Below are 16,077 nucleotides of genomic sequence, written 5' to 3'. Positions count from 1 at the left end.
TCACGCCACCACGCATGACATGACAGTTTACAGGGGCGGGCCGGATCACCCCACCAATCTCCACCACCCCCACCAGACAGATCGTCAACCGGCGGAATGGTACGGCACGCCGCGCGAAAACTTCAGAACCGTCGTGCGCGAACGGGAACGCCGGGTCGCAGTCCACCGGGCGGTTCCTCCTGCGCACATTCGTATGTGGGGACGCGCAGCGCATAAGCCCGCCAGCGTCAGGGGGCGGAAATGACTAAACTCGACAGCGCCGAGACCAAGACCGCCTTTGCCGCGCGGGTCGGACTCACCAAGGGGCGCATCTCGCAGCTGGTGGCCGAGGGGCTGCCGGTGCGCGCGGACGGGCGGATCGACGTGGCCGAGGGGCTGGCATGGATCGAGAACAACCTCGACCCCGCGCGGCGCAACAAGGGCGGTGCCGTCAGCCCGACCCGCGCGACGACGACGCTGGCCGAGGCCAAGCGGCTGCATGAGATCGTGAAGGTTCAGCGCGCCAAGCTCGCGTTCGAGCGCGAACAGGGCCAGCTGGTCGAGACCGCCGCCGCCACCAGGACCGTGTTCGCGCGCGCCCGTGCCGAACGCGATGCGCACATGGCATGGGTGCAGCGCACCGCGCCCCTGCTGGCCGCTGAGCTCGGCACCGACCCGCGCACCACCTTCGCCGCCCTCGACCGGATGATGCGCGAGCATCTCGAACACCTGGCCGATCTGCCTCTCGGGAGCTTCGGTGATGGTGCCTGAGATCGACCTCGCCTGGCGGCGCGGCATCCGCCCCGAACCGCCGATCCCGGTCTCGGACTGGGCCGACCGGCACCGCATCCTGCCGCCAACCTCGGCCGAGCCCGGCCGCTGGCGCACGGATCGCACGCCCTACCTGCGCGCGGTGATGGACGCGCTCTCGACCGCCAGCCCCTACGAGCGGGTCGTGCTGATGAAGGGCGCGCAGACCGGCGGCTCGGAGGCCGGGCTGAACTGGCTCGGCTACATCATCCAGAACGCGCCTGGCATCGCCATGCTGGTGATGCCCTCGCTCGATATGGTGCGCCGGAACACGACCGTCAGGATCGACCCGCTGATCGAGGCTACCCCGGCCCTGCGCGAGCTCGTCGCCGCGCCCCGCTCCCGCGACGCAGGCAACAGCCTGTTCCGCAAGTCTTTCCCCGGCGGCCAGCTGGTGATGACCGGCGCGAACAGCGCGGTGGGTCTCCGCTCCACGCCCGTCCGCTACCTGTTCCTCGACGAGGTTGACGGTTATCCCGGCGACGCCGATGGCGAGGGCGATCCGGTCGATCTCGCGATCCAGCGCACCGCCACCTTCCGCGGCCGACGCAAGATCTACATGGTCTCCACGCCCACGCTGAAAGGCCATTCCCGCATCGAGGCCGCCTTCGAGCACAGCGACCGGCGCTTCTATCACGTCCCCTGCCTGCATTGCGGCGACATGGCCCCGATCACCTGGGCGCGTATCCGCTGGCCCGAGAGGCGGCGCGACCAGGCGCATCTGGTCTGCGAGGCCTGCGGCGGCATCCATCACGAGCACGAGAAGCCCCGCCTGCTCGCCGCAGGCGAATGGCGCGCGACCGCCGAGGGCGACGGCCGCACCGCGGGCTTCCACCTCTCCGCGCTCTATTCGCATTGGGAAACATGGGCCGAGATCGCCGCCGAGCACGGCCGCGTGCGCAAGGATCCCGCCCGCCTGCAGGTCTGGGTCAACACCAAGCTGGGCGAGTCCTGGGAAGACCAGGCGGGCGACACCGTCCCGGCCGACCCGCTGATGGCCCGACGCGAGGACTGGGGCGAGGCGCTCCCCGCGTCTGTCGCCGTGCTGACCGCGGGCGTCGACGTGCAGGGCGACCGGATCGAGGTGCAGATCCTCGGCTGGGGCCGCGACGAGGAGGCGTGGGTGATCGACTATCGCGTGCTCTGGGGCGACCCGTCTGGGCCGCGCCTCTGGGCCGACCTCGACATGGTGCTGCAGGCGACGTTCCCGCATCCCGCAGGGTTCGATCTGCCGGTGCGCGCCGCCGCCATCGACACCGGTGGCCACCACACCAAGATGGCCTACGAGTTCTGCCGCACCCGCCTCGCCCGCCGCATCTGGGCGATCAAGGGCCGCGGCGGGCCCGGCATCCCCGTCTGGCCGCGCCGCCCCACCCGCAACAACAAGGGCAAGATCCCGCTGTTCATCGTCGGCGTCGACGCGGTGAAGGACGCCGTCTACGCCCGACTGCGGCTCACCGAGCCCGGCCCCGGCGCGATCCATTTCCTCCGCCGTCTCGACGCCGACTACTTCCGCCAGCTGACCGCCGAGCGCGTCGTCACCCGCTTCGAGAGGGGCCGCCCCATCCGCTCCTGGCAACCCAAGCGCGACGGCGAGCGCAACGAGGCCCTCGACACCTTCGTCTACGCCCACGCCGCCCTGCATGGGCTGATCAGCATGGGGCTCAGACTGAACGATGAGGTGGAGGGGGTGGCGGGACAGGCCACGGCGCCAGTGCGCGAGGCGAAGGGCGTGATCCGGTCGGCATGGATGAAATGACCGATTGAAACTTCGGACTCTTATGGTCACTGTGACCCGAATATGGGGAGGCGGCCATGAAGACCATGTCGGCCCGCGATGCCAAGCATCAATTCGGCCTGCTGATCGATACCGCGCGAGCGGAGCCGGTCGTGATCGAGAAACACGGTCGTCCGGTCGTGGTCGTCCTCGCTGTCGAAGAATTCGAACGCCTGAAATCGCTCATACCGACCGAGCAGACGGCGGCAAGACCTGTTCGCGAAGGAGATTGATCATGGCAGCAACCAAGAAGCCGAAAGCCGCCCCGGCGACACCTTGGCCTGCTGCGCCCGATGCCATCCATCAGGAGGGCACCTGGATCTGGCTGCCGCTCAAGGGGGAATGGCGCGACAGCACGGGAAAGCCGGAAGAACTGGTGCGGCAGAAATTCATCCGCCACCTCTGCGAGAACTACGGCTATGCCCTTGAGCAGATGCGGCAGGAAATGCGGATGACCTCGGGCAGTCGCAGCGCCCGCGCCGACATTGTGATTTGGGAAACTCCCGCGAAAGCAGCAGGAGGGGCAGGTGTCTCGCCGGTGCTGGTCATCGAATGCAAGGCCGAGAGCGTCGAGATCAACCTCCGCGACTACTATCAGGGCGAGAGCTACACCCGGTCGGCCGGCGCGGAATTCTTCATCGCCACAAACAACCGCTTCACCGCTGTCTTCAAGCTCGTACCCGGAGCGCCCGGCGACTTCGTGCAGATCAACGAGATCGCCAAGGCGTCCGACTGGGGCGACGCCAAGCGGATCGAGGAAATCCGCAGCAAGCTGCGGGTGTTCAACCGCAAGGAATTCCAAGACCTTCTGTTCAAGTGCCACTCGATCCTGCGTGACGTCCACAAGATGGACCCGGGCCGCGCCTTCGACACGATTTCCAAGATCCTGTTCGTGAAGATGTATGTCGAACGGTCTGGCCTGCATGGCACCTTCACCGTCGATTTCCTCGACCGGCGCGCATCGACCAGACTTCCGACCGATCCTCAGGTTCACGACGGGCTCTTTGAGCAGACGAAGGCCTACTACAAGGCCGACGACCTGTTCTCGGCCACCGACCGGCTGGAGATCTCCGAGGAGACCTTCCGCCGCATCGTGAAGGAGCTGGAGCGCTTTGACCTGTCGAAGACCGGCGACGACATCAAGGGCCTCGCGTTCGAGAAATTCCTCGGCAACACCTTCCGTGGCGAGCTCGGGCAGTTCTTCACCCCGCGCCCGGTCGTGGATTTCATGGTCAGCATGCTCGACCCGCAGGAGGGCGAGCTGATCGCCGATCCTGCCGCTGGCTCGGGCGGCTTCCTGATCCGCGCGTTCGAGCATGTGCGCGAGCGCATCTCGGCCGACGTGCAGAAGCAGAAGGACAAGGTTCAGGCAGATATCGAGGCGAAGGGCCTTCCCATTGAGGAAGAGGAAAAGCTGATCGACGACGCCTTCGCCAAGCTGAACGAGGAGCTTCTCCCGTCAGGCGACGACAACAAGCCGATCGACACCCGCGTCGGTCGCCTGGCGTGGCACTGCATCTTCGGCTGCGACGCCGAGCCTCGCGCGGCGCGCACCGCCAAGATGAACATGATCATGCATGGCGATGGCCATGGCGGGATCCATTACCACGACGGCCTCGTCGACATTAACGGCATCTTCCCCGGCCGCTTCGACATCGTCATCACCAACCCGCCCTTCGGCTCCAACGTCGGCAGCGACCAGAAGGTCGGCGGCAGCGAGGAAACTCGCGTCCCCAAGGAAACCTCGTACATCAACAGGTGCGAGAGCCGGTACGGCGAGCCATGGCGTCAGAGCCACGACGCCATGCAGAAGGCGATGGGCACGAACATCCTCGACCTCTTCGAGATCGGGAAGGGCAAAAAGAACCGCGCCACCGAGATCGTGTTCGTCGAACGCTGCCTGAATCTGCTGAAGCCGGGCGGGCGGATGGGCATCGTCCTGCCCGACGGCAACCTCAACAATCCGTCGCTGACATGGCTGCGCCGCTGGTGCGAGGGCAAGGCGCGCATCCTCGGCGTGGTCAGCCTGCCCGAGGAGACGTTCAGCTCGGCCAAGGCCACCGTGAAGGCGTCGCTGGTGTTCCTGCGACGGTTCACCGAGGCGGACGAGACAGCATGGGAGGCCGCGTGGACCAAGGCGCACGCCGACCACGACGCCACCTTCAACGCGCAGCGCGACACCCTCTGCGGTGATCTCGGCCGCAAGGTCGTCACCGCCGAGGAGGCCGAGGTGGAGGACATCCTCGCCGAACTGGCGAAGCTGGGTGTCGAACGCACCACCCCGGCATGGACGGCAGGGCCTGAGCCCGACTATCCGCGCGGCATCGGATCGACGCGGGTCGGCAAGCCGAAATGGAACGGCACGGCGAGCAAAGCCAAGGAAGCGACGAAGCTCAAGCGCGACTACATGGCGGCCTTCGATGCAGATGTGCAGAAGCGGTCTGACGCTTTCTGGCGCGAACTGACCGCCGGGTTGCGCGCCATCGACGCGGCACATGATGCCGCCCTCTGGGCAACGGTGCGCGAGGAGTTCGACTATCCCGTCTTCGTCGCCGCGCCGAAATCGGTTGGCATCACCTCGACCGGCGACACCGGGGACAGCGTGCCGAACGAGCTGCCAGCGCTGCTGGAGGCCTATCGCGCCTTCGAGACGTGGCTGGAGGCCGGGGCCAAGCCCGAGGACACGCCGGGTTTTCTCCTGCCCTCCGCTGCCTGATCCGTCAGTGGAGGGCTCTCGAGCCCTGGATCACCGCCGAAGACGTCGAGCACCAGCACTCGCACTTCCCGCCAACGCCGCTGCGCGAGCTGATGACCCAGCGGCGCGAGGCGGTGGTCGTCACCGACAGCTTCGGCGACTGGACGCCGATCACGGTGCACCTGACCGGCGAGATTTCAGCGCGCGACAGGACCGCGCCCTACAAGGGCAGCATGTTCGCGGCGTATCCGGGCGACATCGTGTTCTCCAAGATCGATGCGCGCAGCGGCGCCATCGGCATGTTGCCCGCCGAGATCGCGAAGGCGGTCGTCACGCCGGAATTCCCGGTGTTCACCGCCGACCCCGCGCGGCTGGACGGCGAGTTCGTCAAGCTGGTTCTGCGCACCGGCGGTTTCATCGAAGCCCTGCGACGCAAGGCCAGCGGCACCAGCGGCCGCAAGCGCATCACGCCCGAGGCGTTCCAGGACCTGCGGATCCCGCTGCCGCCACTCCCTGAGCAACAGGCCATCGTCGCCGCCTGGCGCGCGGCGCTCGACAAGGCGGCGTCGCTGGAACAGGGGGCCGCCGAGACCGAGGCCAAGGCCGCCGAGGCGTTCGAGACCGCGCTCGGCTTCGCACCACCCACCCCGCTTCCCGATCGACCGGTATTCGTGGCGAACTTCAAGGACATTGATCGCTGGAGCCATGAAGGAATCCTGCGCCGCCTGGTGGACGGAGGCACGAGGCACACATCACCATTTCCGATGGTGCAGCTAGGCGACGTCATTGGCGATCTGGAAAACGGCTGGAGCCCCAATTGCCTGAGCAGGCCTGCAGAGCCAGGCGAATGGGGCGTTCTCAAGCTCGGTGCTGTTTCATTCGGTACGTTCGATGAAAACGAGAACAAAGCGCTTCCAAAACACTTGAAGCCGCGACCACATCTGGAAGTGAAGGCCGGCCAGATCCTGATCAGCCGTGCAAATGTTACGCGACTCGTCGGCGCAACCACCATGATCAACGAGACCCGTGACAAGCTGATGCTCTGCGACAAGATATTCCGCGTTGTGCCTTTGGACCCCAAACCGGTCGATCCGATGTTCCTGACCGAGGTGCTTCGAATCTCTGATCTGCGAAGACAGATCGAAGCCAACGTTACAGGCACGTCCCCTACGATGAAAAACATCTCGAAGCCGGCCCTGCTGGGCCTGACTTTCCCGCTGCCACCCGTTCCTGAGCAGCAGAAGATGGTTCAAGCGCTGGGCAATGCGCGGACGACAGCGACCAGCTTGCGCACCGATGCCGCAAAAATCCGCGCGCAGGCCTGGGCCGATTTCGAGGCAGCCGTCTATGCCGCCGAGGATGCGGAGGACGCAGCAGACCTGATCGCCGCCGCCTCATGACCTACAGCGACTATGTGATCTACGTCGACGAGAGCGGCGACCACACCCTGACCGCCATCGACCGGGACTATCCCGTGTTCGTGCTGGATTTCTGCATCTTCAGGAAGGACAGCTACGCCAACGTCGTCGCTCCGCAGGTGCAGGCGTTCAAGTTCGCCCATTTCGGCCACGACATCGTCGTTCTGCACGAGCACGAGATCCGCAAGCAGAAGCCGCCCTTCGTGTTCCTGAAAAGCCGCGACAAGCGCGATGCCTTCATGGACGGGCTGAACCGCCTGATCGAGCAGGCGGATTTCACCATCGTGGCCGCCGCGATCCACAAGGAACGGCTGACCCAGCGATACGCCGCGCCCGGCAACCCCTACGAGATGGCGCTGACATTCTGCATGGAACGCGCCCATGCGTTCCTGCGGGATCGCGGTCAGCACATGCTGACCACGCACATCGTCGTGGAGCGCCGCGGCAAGCGCGAGGACGATGAACTGGAGCTCGCCTTCCGCCGCATCCGCGACGGCGCGAACTACGTGGGCGAGATGCCGGGCTTCGAGATCATCTTCGCCGACAAGAAGACCAACTCGGCTGGGCTGCAGCTCGCAGACCTTACGGCCCGCCCCATAGGGCGACACGTTCTCGACCCCGCCCAGCCGAACCGCGCCTGGGAGATCATCGAACCGAAGCTGCGGCGCAGCCCAGCCGGTGCGGTGAGAGGGTGGGGACTGAAGGTATTCCCCTGAAAAGCAAAAGGCCCCGGGAGACCCCAGAGCCAGTCGCCGACCGGGAACAACCCCCAGTCCAATGACGCATATATGGCATGTGCCGAGGGCCAGGTCAAGGATTCCGGGCGACGGCCATCCCGACACACGCCGCCCGATACCGGATTTTGCAAAACATTACCAATAGCTTAATCGATCCGCTGGCGCGAGACTCGCGCCCATGCGGACTATCCTCCATCGCCTTCTCGGCCTCGCGCGCGCTCGCGGCTTCGACGCTGCGGGTGGCGGGCGGCGTTGGGAGGGGGCGCGGACGGTCGACGGGCTGAACGCTGCGATCCTGGCGGGCGCGACCACGGCGGCGCGGCGGGCCGGGTGGTATGCGAGGAACAACCCGTGGGTCGCGGCGGCGGTGGACAGCCTGGTAGGCAATGTCGCGGGCGCCGGGATCAAGCCTCAGTCCAGCCACCCCGACCGCGCGGTGCGCGAGCGGCTGCAGGCGCTGTGGCTGCGCTGGACCGATCATGCCGCCCCGGACGGGCTGGCCGACTTCTACGGGCTGCAGGCCATGGCCGTGCGCGCGATGGTCGAGAGCGGCGAGAGCTTCGCCCGGCTGCGCGTCGCGAGCGACTCTGCTGGTATCCCCCTTCACCTCGAGCTTCTGGATCGCGAGCAGGTTCCCATGGACCTGCACCGCGAGATCGGCGGCGGGGCGCGGCTCCGCGCGGGCATCGAGTTCGATGCCGCCGGTCGCCGGGTCGCCTACCGGGTCTTGTCCTCCCGCCCGGGCGATCCTCTCGGGTCTCTCCGCATGGACCCGCTCCGCGTTCCCGCCGCCGATTGCCTGCACCTGTTCAAGCCGCTCGCGGCGGGCCAGTTGCGTGGCATCACCTGGCTCGCGCCGGTGCTGCTGCGGCTGCACGAGCTCGATCAGTTCGAGGACGCGGCGCTGGTGAAGGCCAAGGTCGCGGCGCTCTTCACCGGCTTCATCACCGATCCTGACGGCACGGCGGGCGGGCTCTCGGGTTCCAACACCGGCGGCGCCCTGACCGTGGGCATGGAGCCCGGCAGCCTGATCCCGCTGCCTCCTGGCGCCGACATCCGTTTCTCGAACCCCACCGAGCACGACGCCTACGCGCCCTTCGTCAAGAATCACCTGCGCGCCGTCGCGGCGGGGCTGGGGCTGCCCTACGAGCTGGTCTCTGGCGACCTGGAGGGCGTCACCTATTCCTCGATCCGCGCGGGGCTCATCGAGTTCCGCCGCCGGGTCGAGCAGTTGCAGCACAACGTGGTGGTACACCTGTTCTGCCGCCCGGTCTGGGAGCGGTTCGTTCGGCTTGCTGTGCTGACCGGCGAGCTGCCCGCGCGAGACTTCGACCGGAGGCCCGAGGCGTATCTCGGCTGCGAATGGCTGCCGCCGAAGTTCGACTACGTCGATCCGATGAAGGACGTCCAGGCCGAGATCATGGCGATCGGCGCGGGGCTCAAGAGCCGGTCCCAGGCGATCTCCGAGCGCGGCTACGACGCCGAACAGGTGGATGCCGAAATCGCCGCCGACCGTGAGCGCGCGAAGGGGCTGGGGCTCGCCTTCGGCCAGGCGGCCGCGCCGCAGCAGAAGGAAGCGGCCGATGGCTGACACAGCGACAAACCCGGCATCGACGTGCTCAAACGTCGGGAAGGACGACGTTTGCCTGCTCACCCGCCGCGCAACGCTGGCGCCCACCACGGCCGATCCGGACGCACGCACTGTCGAGGTGATCTGGTCCACCGGCGCGCCCGTGCGCCGCCGTGACATGGCCGGGCAATACATCGAGCGGCTGAGCCTCGCACCCGAGGCGGTGGACCTCTCGCGCCTCGAAGGCGCCAGCGTGCTGGACGCGCATCGCCAGGCCGCGGTGCGGGATGTGCTGGGTTCCGTCCGCAGCGCCGCCGTGGACGGCAAGCGCGGCACCGCGCTCATCCAGTTCTCGTCCCGGCCCGAGGTGGAGCCTGTCTGGCAGGACGTGCTGGCGGGCATCCTGCGCCACGTCTCGGTCGGCTACTCCGTCGAGGATTGGGCCGAGACCACCGAGAACGGCGCGCGCGTGCTGACCGCCGTCCGCTGGACACCCCACGAGATTTCCCTGGTGCCGACGCCCGCCGATCCCGGCGCCCACATTCGCATGGAGGCAGAGATGACCGACACGACCACCCGAGAGGCCGCCGGCACGGCGCCGACCACCGAGAGCCGCGCCGAGGCCAACGCCGAGATCCGCTCCATCGCCCGCATCGCTGGGCTGGACCAGTCCTGGATCGACAGCCAGATTGACGGAGGCGCGGACCCCGACACCGCCCGTCGCGCGGCCTTCGAGGCGCTGGCCAAGCGCAGCGCGCCCGCGATCCGCACCGAGCAGGTCCGCGTCGAGATGGGCGACAGCCAGGACGAGCCTGCCCTCCGCGCAAGGCAGATGGGCGAGGCCCTTTATGCGCGGATTAATCCGCGTCACGAGCTCAGCGAACCGGCCCGCCGCTATGCCTACGCCACGCCGGTGGAGATGGCGAAGGAGCTGCTGACGCTGCGGGGCGAGTCCACGCTGGCGCTGTCGCCCGCGAGCCTCGTGACCCGCGCGCTGCACACCACCTCGGACTTCCCGATCATCCTCGGGGACACCGTGGGCCGCGTGCTGCGCGACGCCTATCAGGCCGCGCCCTCGGGCATCCGTCGTCTCGGCCGCCAGACCACGGCGCGGGACTTTCGCGCGGTGAACAAGATCATGCTGGGCGAGGCCCCGCTGCTGGAGAAGCTGAACGAGCACGGCGAGATCAAGGCCGGGACGATGGCCGAGGCGCGCGAGGCCTACAAGGTCGAGACCTGGGCGCGGAAGATCGGCATCACGCGGCAGGTTCTGGTCAACGACGACCTCGGAGCCTTCTCGGACCTCGCCCGCCGCATGGGCCAGGCCGCGGCCGAGACCGAGGCGCGGATCCTCGTCACCCTGCTCGAGGCGGGCAGCGGCAACGGCCCGACGCTCTCGGACGGCAAGACGCTGTTCCACGCCGACCACGGCAACAAGGCGGGCACTGGCGCGGTGATCTCCGATGCCACGCTGTCCGCGGCTCGGCTGGCGCTGCGCACCCAGAAGGGCATCGAGGATCGCACCATCCGCGTGACGCCCCGCAACCTGCTGGTCCCGCCCGCGCTGGAGACCATGGCCGAGAAGTGGCTGGCCAGCATCGCGCCCGCCACCGCCGCAGACGTGAACCCGTTCTCCGGGTCGCTCTCGCTGGTGGTCGAGCCGCGCCTGTCCAGCGCCACGCGCTGGTATGTGACCGCCGAGCCCGGCGAGATCGACGGGCTGGAGTTCGCCTATCTCTCGGGAGCCGAAGGTCCGCAGGTCGAGAGCCGCTCGGGCTGGGACGTGGACGGCGTGGAGATCCGGGTGATCCTGGACTTCGGGGCAGGCTTCATCGACCATCGGGGCTGGTTCATGAACGCAGGCGCGTGACGTGGCCGACCTCGCCCAGCTCACCGCCTGGCGCGATGCCCTGATGGCTGCGCGCTATCAGGGCGTGCGCACCGTCGAATACGACGGCAAGCGCATCACCTACGCGAGCGACGGCGAGTTGGCCGCCGCGCTCGCGGACCTCAACCGGCAGATCGCAGGGGCGACCGAGCGCATCTCGGTCGTCCGCATCGCGTCGTCCAAGGGACTTTGAGCCGGAACATGTGCGGAACAGCTGCGCCGCCCCGTGTCGCATCCGTGTTGCACGGAGGAATCGGGGATGTTCGTAAGCGTTTGGAATCTTTGGGGATCGTGTTGCACGGGCTTGCAACACGACGCGACACGCAAAAGCCGCCCTGAAGGCGGCCTAAGAATTTGATATATTGCAGGAATTTTTGGTTGCGGGGGTAGGATTTGAACCTACGACCTTCAGGTTATGAGCCTGACGAGCTACCGGGCTGCTCCACCCCGCGCCAATCGTCCGCGTGATCTATTGCATGTCGGTGCGGAGCGCAAGGGTTGATCCTTGGTTTTTCGGGAAAAAGCCAAGACGCGCCGGGGGACGGCGGCTGCCTTTGCTTCCCTTGCCTGGAATCGGGTTGCGGGGCCATACTTGGGGGTCCGAGAAAGCGGGAGGTGAGCCGATGGACCCTGTGCAAATTCTTGTAGGCACCACCAAGGGCGTGTTTGTTCTGACCGATGATCCGAACGGTGGCGGCTGGAACATCAGCGGGCCGCATTGCGATCTCTGGCCAATCAACCACGTGATCGGCGACCCGGCCACCGGGCACCTCTGGGCCGGCGGCGGGAGCGACTGGCAAGGTGCCGGGGTCTGGAGATCCGTCGACGACGGGGCAACCTGGTCTTTGAGCCAGTTGTCCCAAGGCGAGATGGCCCGATGGGCGGCGAGCGACCCGGAATTCGCCGCGATGATCGGGGGCGTTCCCGAACCTGCGCCTTACACTGGCGAGATCGACTCGATCTGGTCGCTGAGCGCAGCCGATGGCCGCATCTACGCCGGCTCCAAGCCAGCGCATTTCTTTGCGTCCTCAGACGGCGGGGAGACTTGGGACAAGCTCCCCGCGCTCTCCGATCATCCCTCGCGAGACAGTTGGAACCCGGGTGGCGCCGGGTTGACCCTTCATACCATCGTGCCCAAGCCCGATACGCCCGGTCATATCGCGATCGCAATTTCGGCGGCCGGGGTGTTCAGCACCGAAGACGGTGGCGCGAGCTGGGAGCGCAGCAACCGCCTCGACAATGCGCCGAGCCATAGCCACCATCAACATGGCGATGATCATGAAATCGGGCATTGTGTGCACAACATGGTGCGCGCGCCCTCGGAGCCAGATCGCCTGTACCAACAGAATCATCACGGGGTTTTCCGGTCGACCGACGACGGGCGGAACTGGCATGACATCACCGAAGGGCTTCCGTCCAGTTTCGGGTTTCCAATCATGGTGCACCCCGAAGACCCGTTGACGATCTGGACGATCCCGATGAATGGCGACATTCAGGGTCGATTTCCGCCGGACGCCTCCGCGGCGGTATGGAAATCGGAGGATGGCGGCGAGACCTGGGCAGCCAAGCAAGACGGGTTGCCACGGGATAACTGCTTTTTCACGGTCCTGAGACAGGCGATGGCATCGGACCGGAGAAGCCCTGCCGGGGTTTACTTCGGCACCAACACCGGTTCGATCTTCGCCTCGGCGGATGAGGGGGAAACGTGGGACGAGATTGCGCGGCACCTGCCGGCGGTCTTGTCGGTCGAGGTCTTGCAAAAGGCTTGACGGAAGTTGAAACGCAAAACGCCGGCCATTGGCCGGCGTTCCGTTTTCTTGCATCGCATCGAGAGATACATACGGTTTCTTACTAGGTTTGGCGGTGACCTACTCTCCCACGTCTTAAGACGCAGTACCATCGGCGCAACGGTGCTTAACGGCCGAGTTCGGGATGGGATCGGGTGTTTCACTCGTGCTATGACCACCAAACCGAGAAAGAAACCGTAAATCCAAGTCAAGCACCATGTTCGTGTATGCTTTCGATCGACCAGAAGCCTTGCTGCTACTGGATCAAATCAAGCCTATCGGGCAATTAGTACCGGTCAACTGAACGCATTGCTGCGCTTACATCTCCGGCCTATCGACGTGGTGGTCTTCCACGGCCCTCAGGGATACCTGGTTTTGAGGGGGGCTTCCCGCTTAGATGCCTTCAGCGGTTATCCTGTCCGAACATAGCTACCCTGCACTGCTGCTGGCGCAACAACAGGTCCACCAGTGGTTCGTTCACCCCGGTCCTCTCGTACTAGGGGCAACTCCTCTCAAGTATCCTACACCCACGGCAGATAGGGACCGAACTGTCTCACGACGTTCTAAACCCAGCTCACGTACCTCTTTAAATGGCGAACAGCCATACCCTTGGGACCTGCTCCAGCCCCAGGATGAGATGAGCCGACATCGAGGTGCCAAACGGTGCCGTCGATATGGACTCTTGGGCACCATCAGCCTGTTATCCCCGGCGTACCTTTTATCCGTTGAGCGATGGCCCTTCCACTCGGGACCACCGGATCACTATGGCCGTCTTTCGACTCTGCTCGACTTGTCAGTCTCGCAGTCAGGCTGGCTTCTGCCATTGCACTCAACGAGCGATTTCCGACCGCTCTGAGCCAACCTTCGCACGCCTCCGTTACTGTTTGGGAGGCGACCGCCCCAGTCAAACTACCCGCCACGCAGGGTCCCGGATCCGGATAACGGACCGCGGTTAGACATCAAGCAGAACAAGGGTGGTATCTCAAGGATGGCTCCACAGGAACTGGCGTCCCTGCTTCAAAGCCTACCACCTATCCTGCACGTGTTGTGCCTGATGCCAGTGCGAAGCTGTAGTAAAGGTGCACGGGGTCTTTCCGTCTAACCGCGGGAAGCCTGCATCTTGACAGGCAATTCAATTTCGCTGAGTCGATGTTGGAGACAGCGGGGAAGTCGTTACGCCATTCGTGCAGGTCGGAACTTACCCGACAAGGAATTTCGCTACCTTAGGACCGTTATAGTTACGGCCGCCGTTTACCGGGGCTTCATTTCGGAGCTTGCACCCCTCCATTTAACCTTCCGGCACCGGGCAGGCGTCAGACCCTATACGTCGTCTTGCGACTTCGCAGAGCCCTGTGTTTTTAGTAAACAGTCGCCACCCCCTGGTTTGTGCCCCCGGCCTCCAGTTGCCTGGAAACCGGGCCTCCTTCTCGCGAACTTACGGAGGTATTTTGCCGAGTTCCTTCAACATCGTTCTCTCAAGCGCCTTGGTATTCTCTACCAGTCCACCTGTGTCGGTTTAGGGTACGATCTAACGGAGGGCTATTTCCAGGAACCTCTAAGCGGCCCTTCCAATCCGATAAGGAAGAACAACCTTCGAGATCCGTCACATCCTCCTGGCCCAGGAATATTAACCTGGTTCCCATCGACTACGCCTTTCGGCCTCGCCTTAGGGGTCGGCTTACCCTGCTCAGATTAGCTTTAAGCAGGAACCCTTGGACTTTCGGCGACAGGGTCTCTCACCCTGTTTGTCGCTACTCATGTCATCATTCTCGCTAGTGATCTCTCCACCGGATCCCTCACAGGCCGGCTTCACAGAAAACTCCTATCCTCCATTGCACCCGAAGGTGCAGAAGAGGAATGGAGTTATGTCACACTACGCTCCGCTACCGCGTGCACCGAAGTGCACACCCAAAGCTTCGGCTCGTGGCTTGAGCCCCGTTACATCTTCGCCGCAGGACAACTTATTTAGACCAGTGAGCTGTTACGCTATCTTTAAAGGATGGCTGCTTCTAAGCCAACCTCCTGGTTGTTTTGGTCGTCCCACCTGCTTTCCCACTTAGCCACGAATTGGGGGCCTTAGCTGTTGGTCAGGGTTGTTTCCCTCTTCACGACGGACGTTAGCACCCGCCGTGTGTCTGCCGTATAGTACTTCCCGGTATTCGGAGTTTGGTTAGGATCAGTAAGCCTGTGGGGCCCCATTACCCATCCAGTGCTCTACCCCCGGGAGTATTCGTACGACGCTCTACCTAAATAGATTTCGCGGAGAACCAGCTATCTCCGAGTTTGATTGGCCTTTCACCCCTAGGCACAGCTCATCCCGATCCTTTTCAACGGATGTGGGTTCGGCCCTCCAGTAAGTGTTACCTTACCTTCAGCCTGGCCATGCCTAGATCACTCGGTTTCGGGTCTGATCCCACGAACTCATGCGCCCTATTAAGACTCGCTTTCGCTGCGCCTACACCTATCGGCTTAAGCTTGCTCGTGAGACCAAGTCGATGACCCATTATACAAAAGGTACGCCGTCAGCTCTCATGGAGCCTCCGACTGATTGTAGGCGTTCGGTTTCAGGTACTGTTTCACTCCCCTCGTCGGGGTGCTTTTCACCTTTCCCTCACGGTACTGGTTCGCTATCGGTCAGCAAGGAGTACTTAGCCTTCGAGGGTGGTCCCCCGATCTTCAGACAGGATTTCACGTGTCCCGCCCTACTTAATACGTCCAATCATGCTTCCCATACGGGGCTGTCACCCACTATGGCCTGGTTTTCCAACCAGTTCTGGTCACACTCATGGCTCGGCTGGTCCCCGTTCGCTCGCCGCTACTAGGGGAGTATCTGTTGATTTCCTTTCCTCCGGGTACTTAGATGTTTCAGTTCCCCGGGTTCGCTCTTATAACCCTATGTATTCAGGTTAAAAGTACCTGTTTCAGCGCACTATAAAGACCGTAAGGTAATTATAATGAACTGTCAGGTGGGTTGCCCCATTCGGAGATCTAGGGATCAAAGCCTATTCTCGGCTCCCCCTAGCTTATCGCAGAGTATCACGTCCTTCATCGCCTCTTGCTGCCAAGGCATCCACCAAACGCCCTTCTCGCGCTTGATTTGATCCAGAAGAAGCAAGGCTTCTTCGGGACCAAAAGCATACTTTCCCGCCCTGGATCACTCCAGGACTTTGGTTAGTGTACTTGACTTGGATAGTAACATGCCTCGCGGTTGGCCCGAGGGCCAGTGCCGCAGGTTCCACCCCACTTGGCGGAACCAGCATGAAACTGATGTGTATCTCTCTATACGATGTCAATTTTCGTCCGATTGGACGGCAAAACGCGCGACGCGCTTTGCGATCAAATCGAAGGTTGGTGGAGCGTATCGGGATCGAACCGATGACCCCCTGCTTGCAAAGCAGGTGCTCTCCCAGCTGAGC

General features: G+C 64.2%; 10 protein-coding genes, 2 tRNA genes and 2 rRNA genes (1 of these 14 only partly in view). 10 read left to right on the top strand and 4 right to left on the bottom strand.

The genetic code is table 11. The features are described from left to right. The first annotated feature begins 240 nt into the window (after positions 1 to 240). From B9Y97_RS08670 to B9Y97_RS08630, 9 genes are all read left to right on the top strand, one after another. Positions 241 to 750: a hypothetical protein gene (locus B9Y97_RS08670; RefSeq protein ID WP_085526360.1), complete on the top strand. Its 510-nt coding sequence runs from the start codon at positions 241 to 243 to the stop codon at positions 748 to 750. Next, a complete protein-coding gene (locus B9Y97_RS08665) occupies positions 740 to 2,548 on the top strand; it encodes a phage terminase large subunit family protein (protein WP_085526359.1) in 1,809 nt (602 codons plus the stop codon). The genes B9Y97_RS08670 and B9Y97_RS08665 overlap by 11 nt, the downstream gene beginning before the upstream one ends. A 56-nt stretch (positions 2,549 to 2,604) precedes the next feature. Continuing rightward, positions 2,605 to 2,799, top strand: a complete 195-nt coding sequence (locus tag B9Y97_RS08660) for a type II toxin-antitoxin system Phd/YefM family antitoxin (protein WP_085526358.1) — start codon at positions 2,605 to 2,607, stop codon at positions 2,797 to 2,799. A gap of 2 nt (positions 2,800 to 2,801) precedes the next feature. Further along, positions 2,802 to 5,282, top strand: a complete 2,481-nt coding sequence (locus tag B9Y97_RS08655) for an N-6 DNA methylase (RefSeq protein ID WP_085526357.1) — start codon at positions 2,802 to 2,804, stop codon at positions 5,280 to 5,282. A 92-nt stretch (positions 5,283 to 5,374) separates the two neighbouring features. Beyond that, positions 5,375 to 6,661: a restriction endonuclease subunit S gene (locus tag B9Y97_RS08650; protein ID WP_085526356.1), complete on the top strand. Its 1,287-nt coding sequence runs from the start codon at positions 5,375 to 5,377 to the stop codon at positions 6,659 to 6,661. Beyond that, entirely contained in the window at positions 6,658 to 7,395 is a 738-nt protein-coding gene (locus B9Y97_RS08645) for a DUF3800 domain-containing protein (RefSeq protein ID WP_085526355.1), read from the top strand. The genes B9Y97_RS08650 and B9Y97_RS08645 overlap by 4 nt, the downstream gene beginning before the upstream one ends. A 199-nt stretch (positions 7,396 to 7,594) precedes the next feature. After that, entirely contained in the window at positions 7,595 to 9,007 is a 1,413-nt protein-coding gene (locus tag B9Y97_RS08640; protein WP_085526354.1) for a phage portal protein, read from the top strand. Then, positions 9,000 to 10,856 carry a prohead protease/major capsid protein fusion protein gene (locus B9Y97_RS08635; protein WP_085526353.1) on the top strand — a complete coding sequence of 619 codons (1,857 nt, stop codon included), beginning with the start codon at positions 9,000 to 9,002 and terminating at the stop codon, positions 10,854 to 10,856. The genes B9Y97_RS08640 and B9Y97_RS08635 overlap by 8 nt, the downstream gene beginning before the upstream one ends. A gap of 1 nt (position 10,857) precedes the next feature. Next, positions 10,858 to 11,067: a phage head-tail joining protein gene (locus B9Y97_RS08630; RefSeq protein WP_085526352.1), complete on the top strand. Its 210-nt coding sequence runs from the start codon at positions 10,858 to 10,860 to the stop codon at positions 11,065 to 11,067. A 182-nt stretch (positions 11,068 to 11,249) separates the two neighbouring features. On the opposite strand, the gene B9Y97_RS08625 is transcribed toward B9Y97_RS08630, so the two are convergent. Further along, positions 11,250 to 11,326, bottom strand: a tRNA-Met gene (locus B9Y97_RS08625). 171 nt (positions 11,327 to 11,497) lie between these two features. Between B9Y97_RS08625 and B9Y97_RS08620 the strand changes: the two genes are divergently transcribed. Beyond that, positions 11,498 to 12,643 (top strand): WD40/YVTN/BNR-like repeat-containing protein, encoded by a 1,146-nt coding sequence (locus tag B9Y97_RS08620; protein WP_085526351.1) that lies wholly within the window; start codon positions 11,498 to 11,500, stop codon positions 12,641 to 12,643. A gap of 86 nt (positions 12,644 to 12,729) precedes the next feature. On the opposite strand, the gene rrf is transcribed toward B9Y97_RS08620, so the two are convergent. From rrf to B9Y97_RS08605, 3 genes are all read right to left on the bottom strand, one after another. Beyond that, positions 12,730 to 12,844, bottom strand: a 5S ribosomal RNA gene (gene rrf, locus B9Y97_RS08615). Between the two features lie 82 nt (positions 12,845 to 12,926). Next, positions 12,927 to 15,759, bottom strand: a 23S ribosomal RNA gene (locus B9Y97_RS08610). A gap of 251 nt (positions 15,760 to 16,010) precedes the next feature. After that, a tRNA-Ala gene (locus tag B9Y97_RS08605) sits at positions 16,011 to 16,077 on the bottom strand; it runs 9 nt beyond the window's last position.

The organism is Maritimibacter sp. HL-12, from assembly GCF_900177545.1.
GTDB lineage: Bacteria > Pseudomonadota > Alphaproteobacteria > Rhodobacterales > Rhodobacteraceae > Sinisalibacter.
The sequence above is the reverse complement of the archived record's forward strand: the minus strand, read 5'-3'. Positions and strand labels throughout refer to the sequence as shown.

Bases quoted from the DNA above. Each gene is read 5' to 3' on its own strand.
- B9Y97_RS08620 (WP_085526351.1), top strand. From the start codon at position 11,498: ATGGACCCTGTGCAAATTCTTGTAGGCACCACCAAGGGCGTGTTTGTT.
- B9Y97_RS08665 (WP_085526359.1), top strand. From the start codon at position 740: ATGGTGCCTGAGATCGACCTCGCCTGGCGGCGCGGCATCCGCCCCGAA.
- B9Y97_RS08660 (WP_085526358.1), top strand. From the start codon at position 2,605: ATGAAGACCATGTCGGCCCGCGATGCCAAGCATCAATTCGGCCTGCTG.
- B9Y97_RS08650 (WP_085526356.1), top strand. From the start codon at position 5,375: ATGACCCAGCGGCGCGAGGCGGTGGTCGTCACCGACAGCTTCGGCGAC.
- B9Y97_RS08635 (WP_085526353.1), top strand. From the start codon at position 9,000: ATGGCTGACACAGCGACAAACCCGGCATCGACGTGCTCAAACGTCGGG.
- B9Y97_RS08645 (WP_085526355.1), top strand. From the start codon at position 6,658: ATGACCTACAGCGACTATGTGATCTACGTCGACGAGAGCGGCGACCAC.
- B9Y97_RS08670 (WP_085526360.1), top strand. From the start codon at position 241: ATGACTAAACTCGACAGCGCCGAGACCAAGACCGCCTTTGCCGCGCGG.
- B9Y97_RS08640 (WP_085526354.1), top strand. From the start codon at position 7,595: ATGCGGACTATCCTCCATCGCCTTCTCGGCCTCGCGCGCGCTCGCGGC.
- B9Y97_RS08655 (WP_085526357.1), top strand. From the start codon at position 2,802: ATGGCAGCAACCAAGAAGCCGAAAGCCGCCCCGGCGACACCTTGGCCT.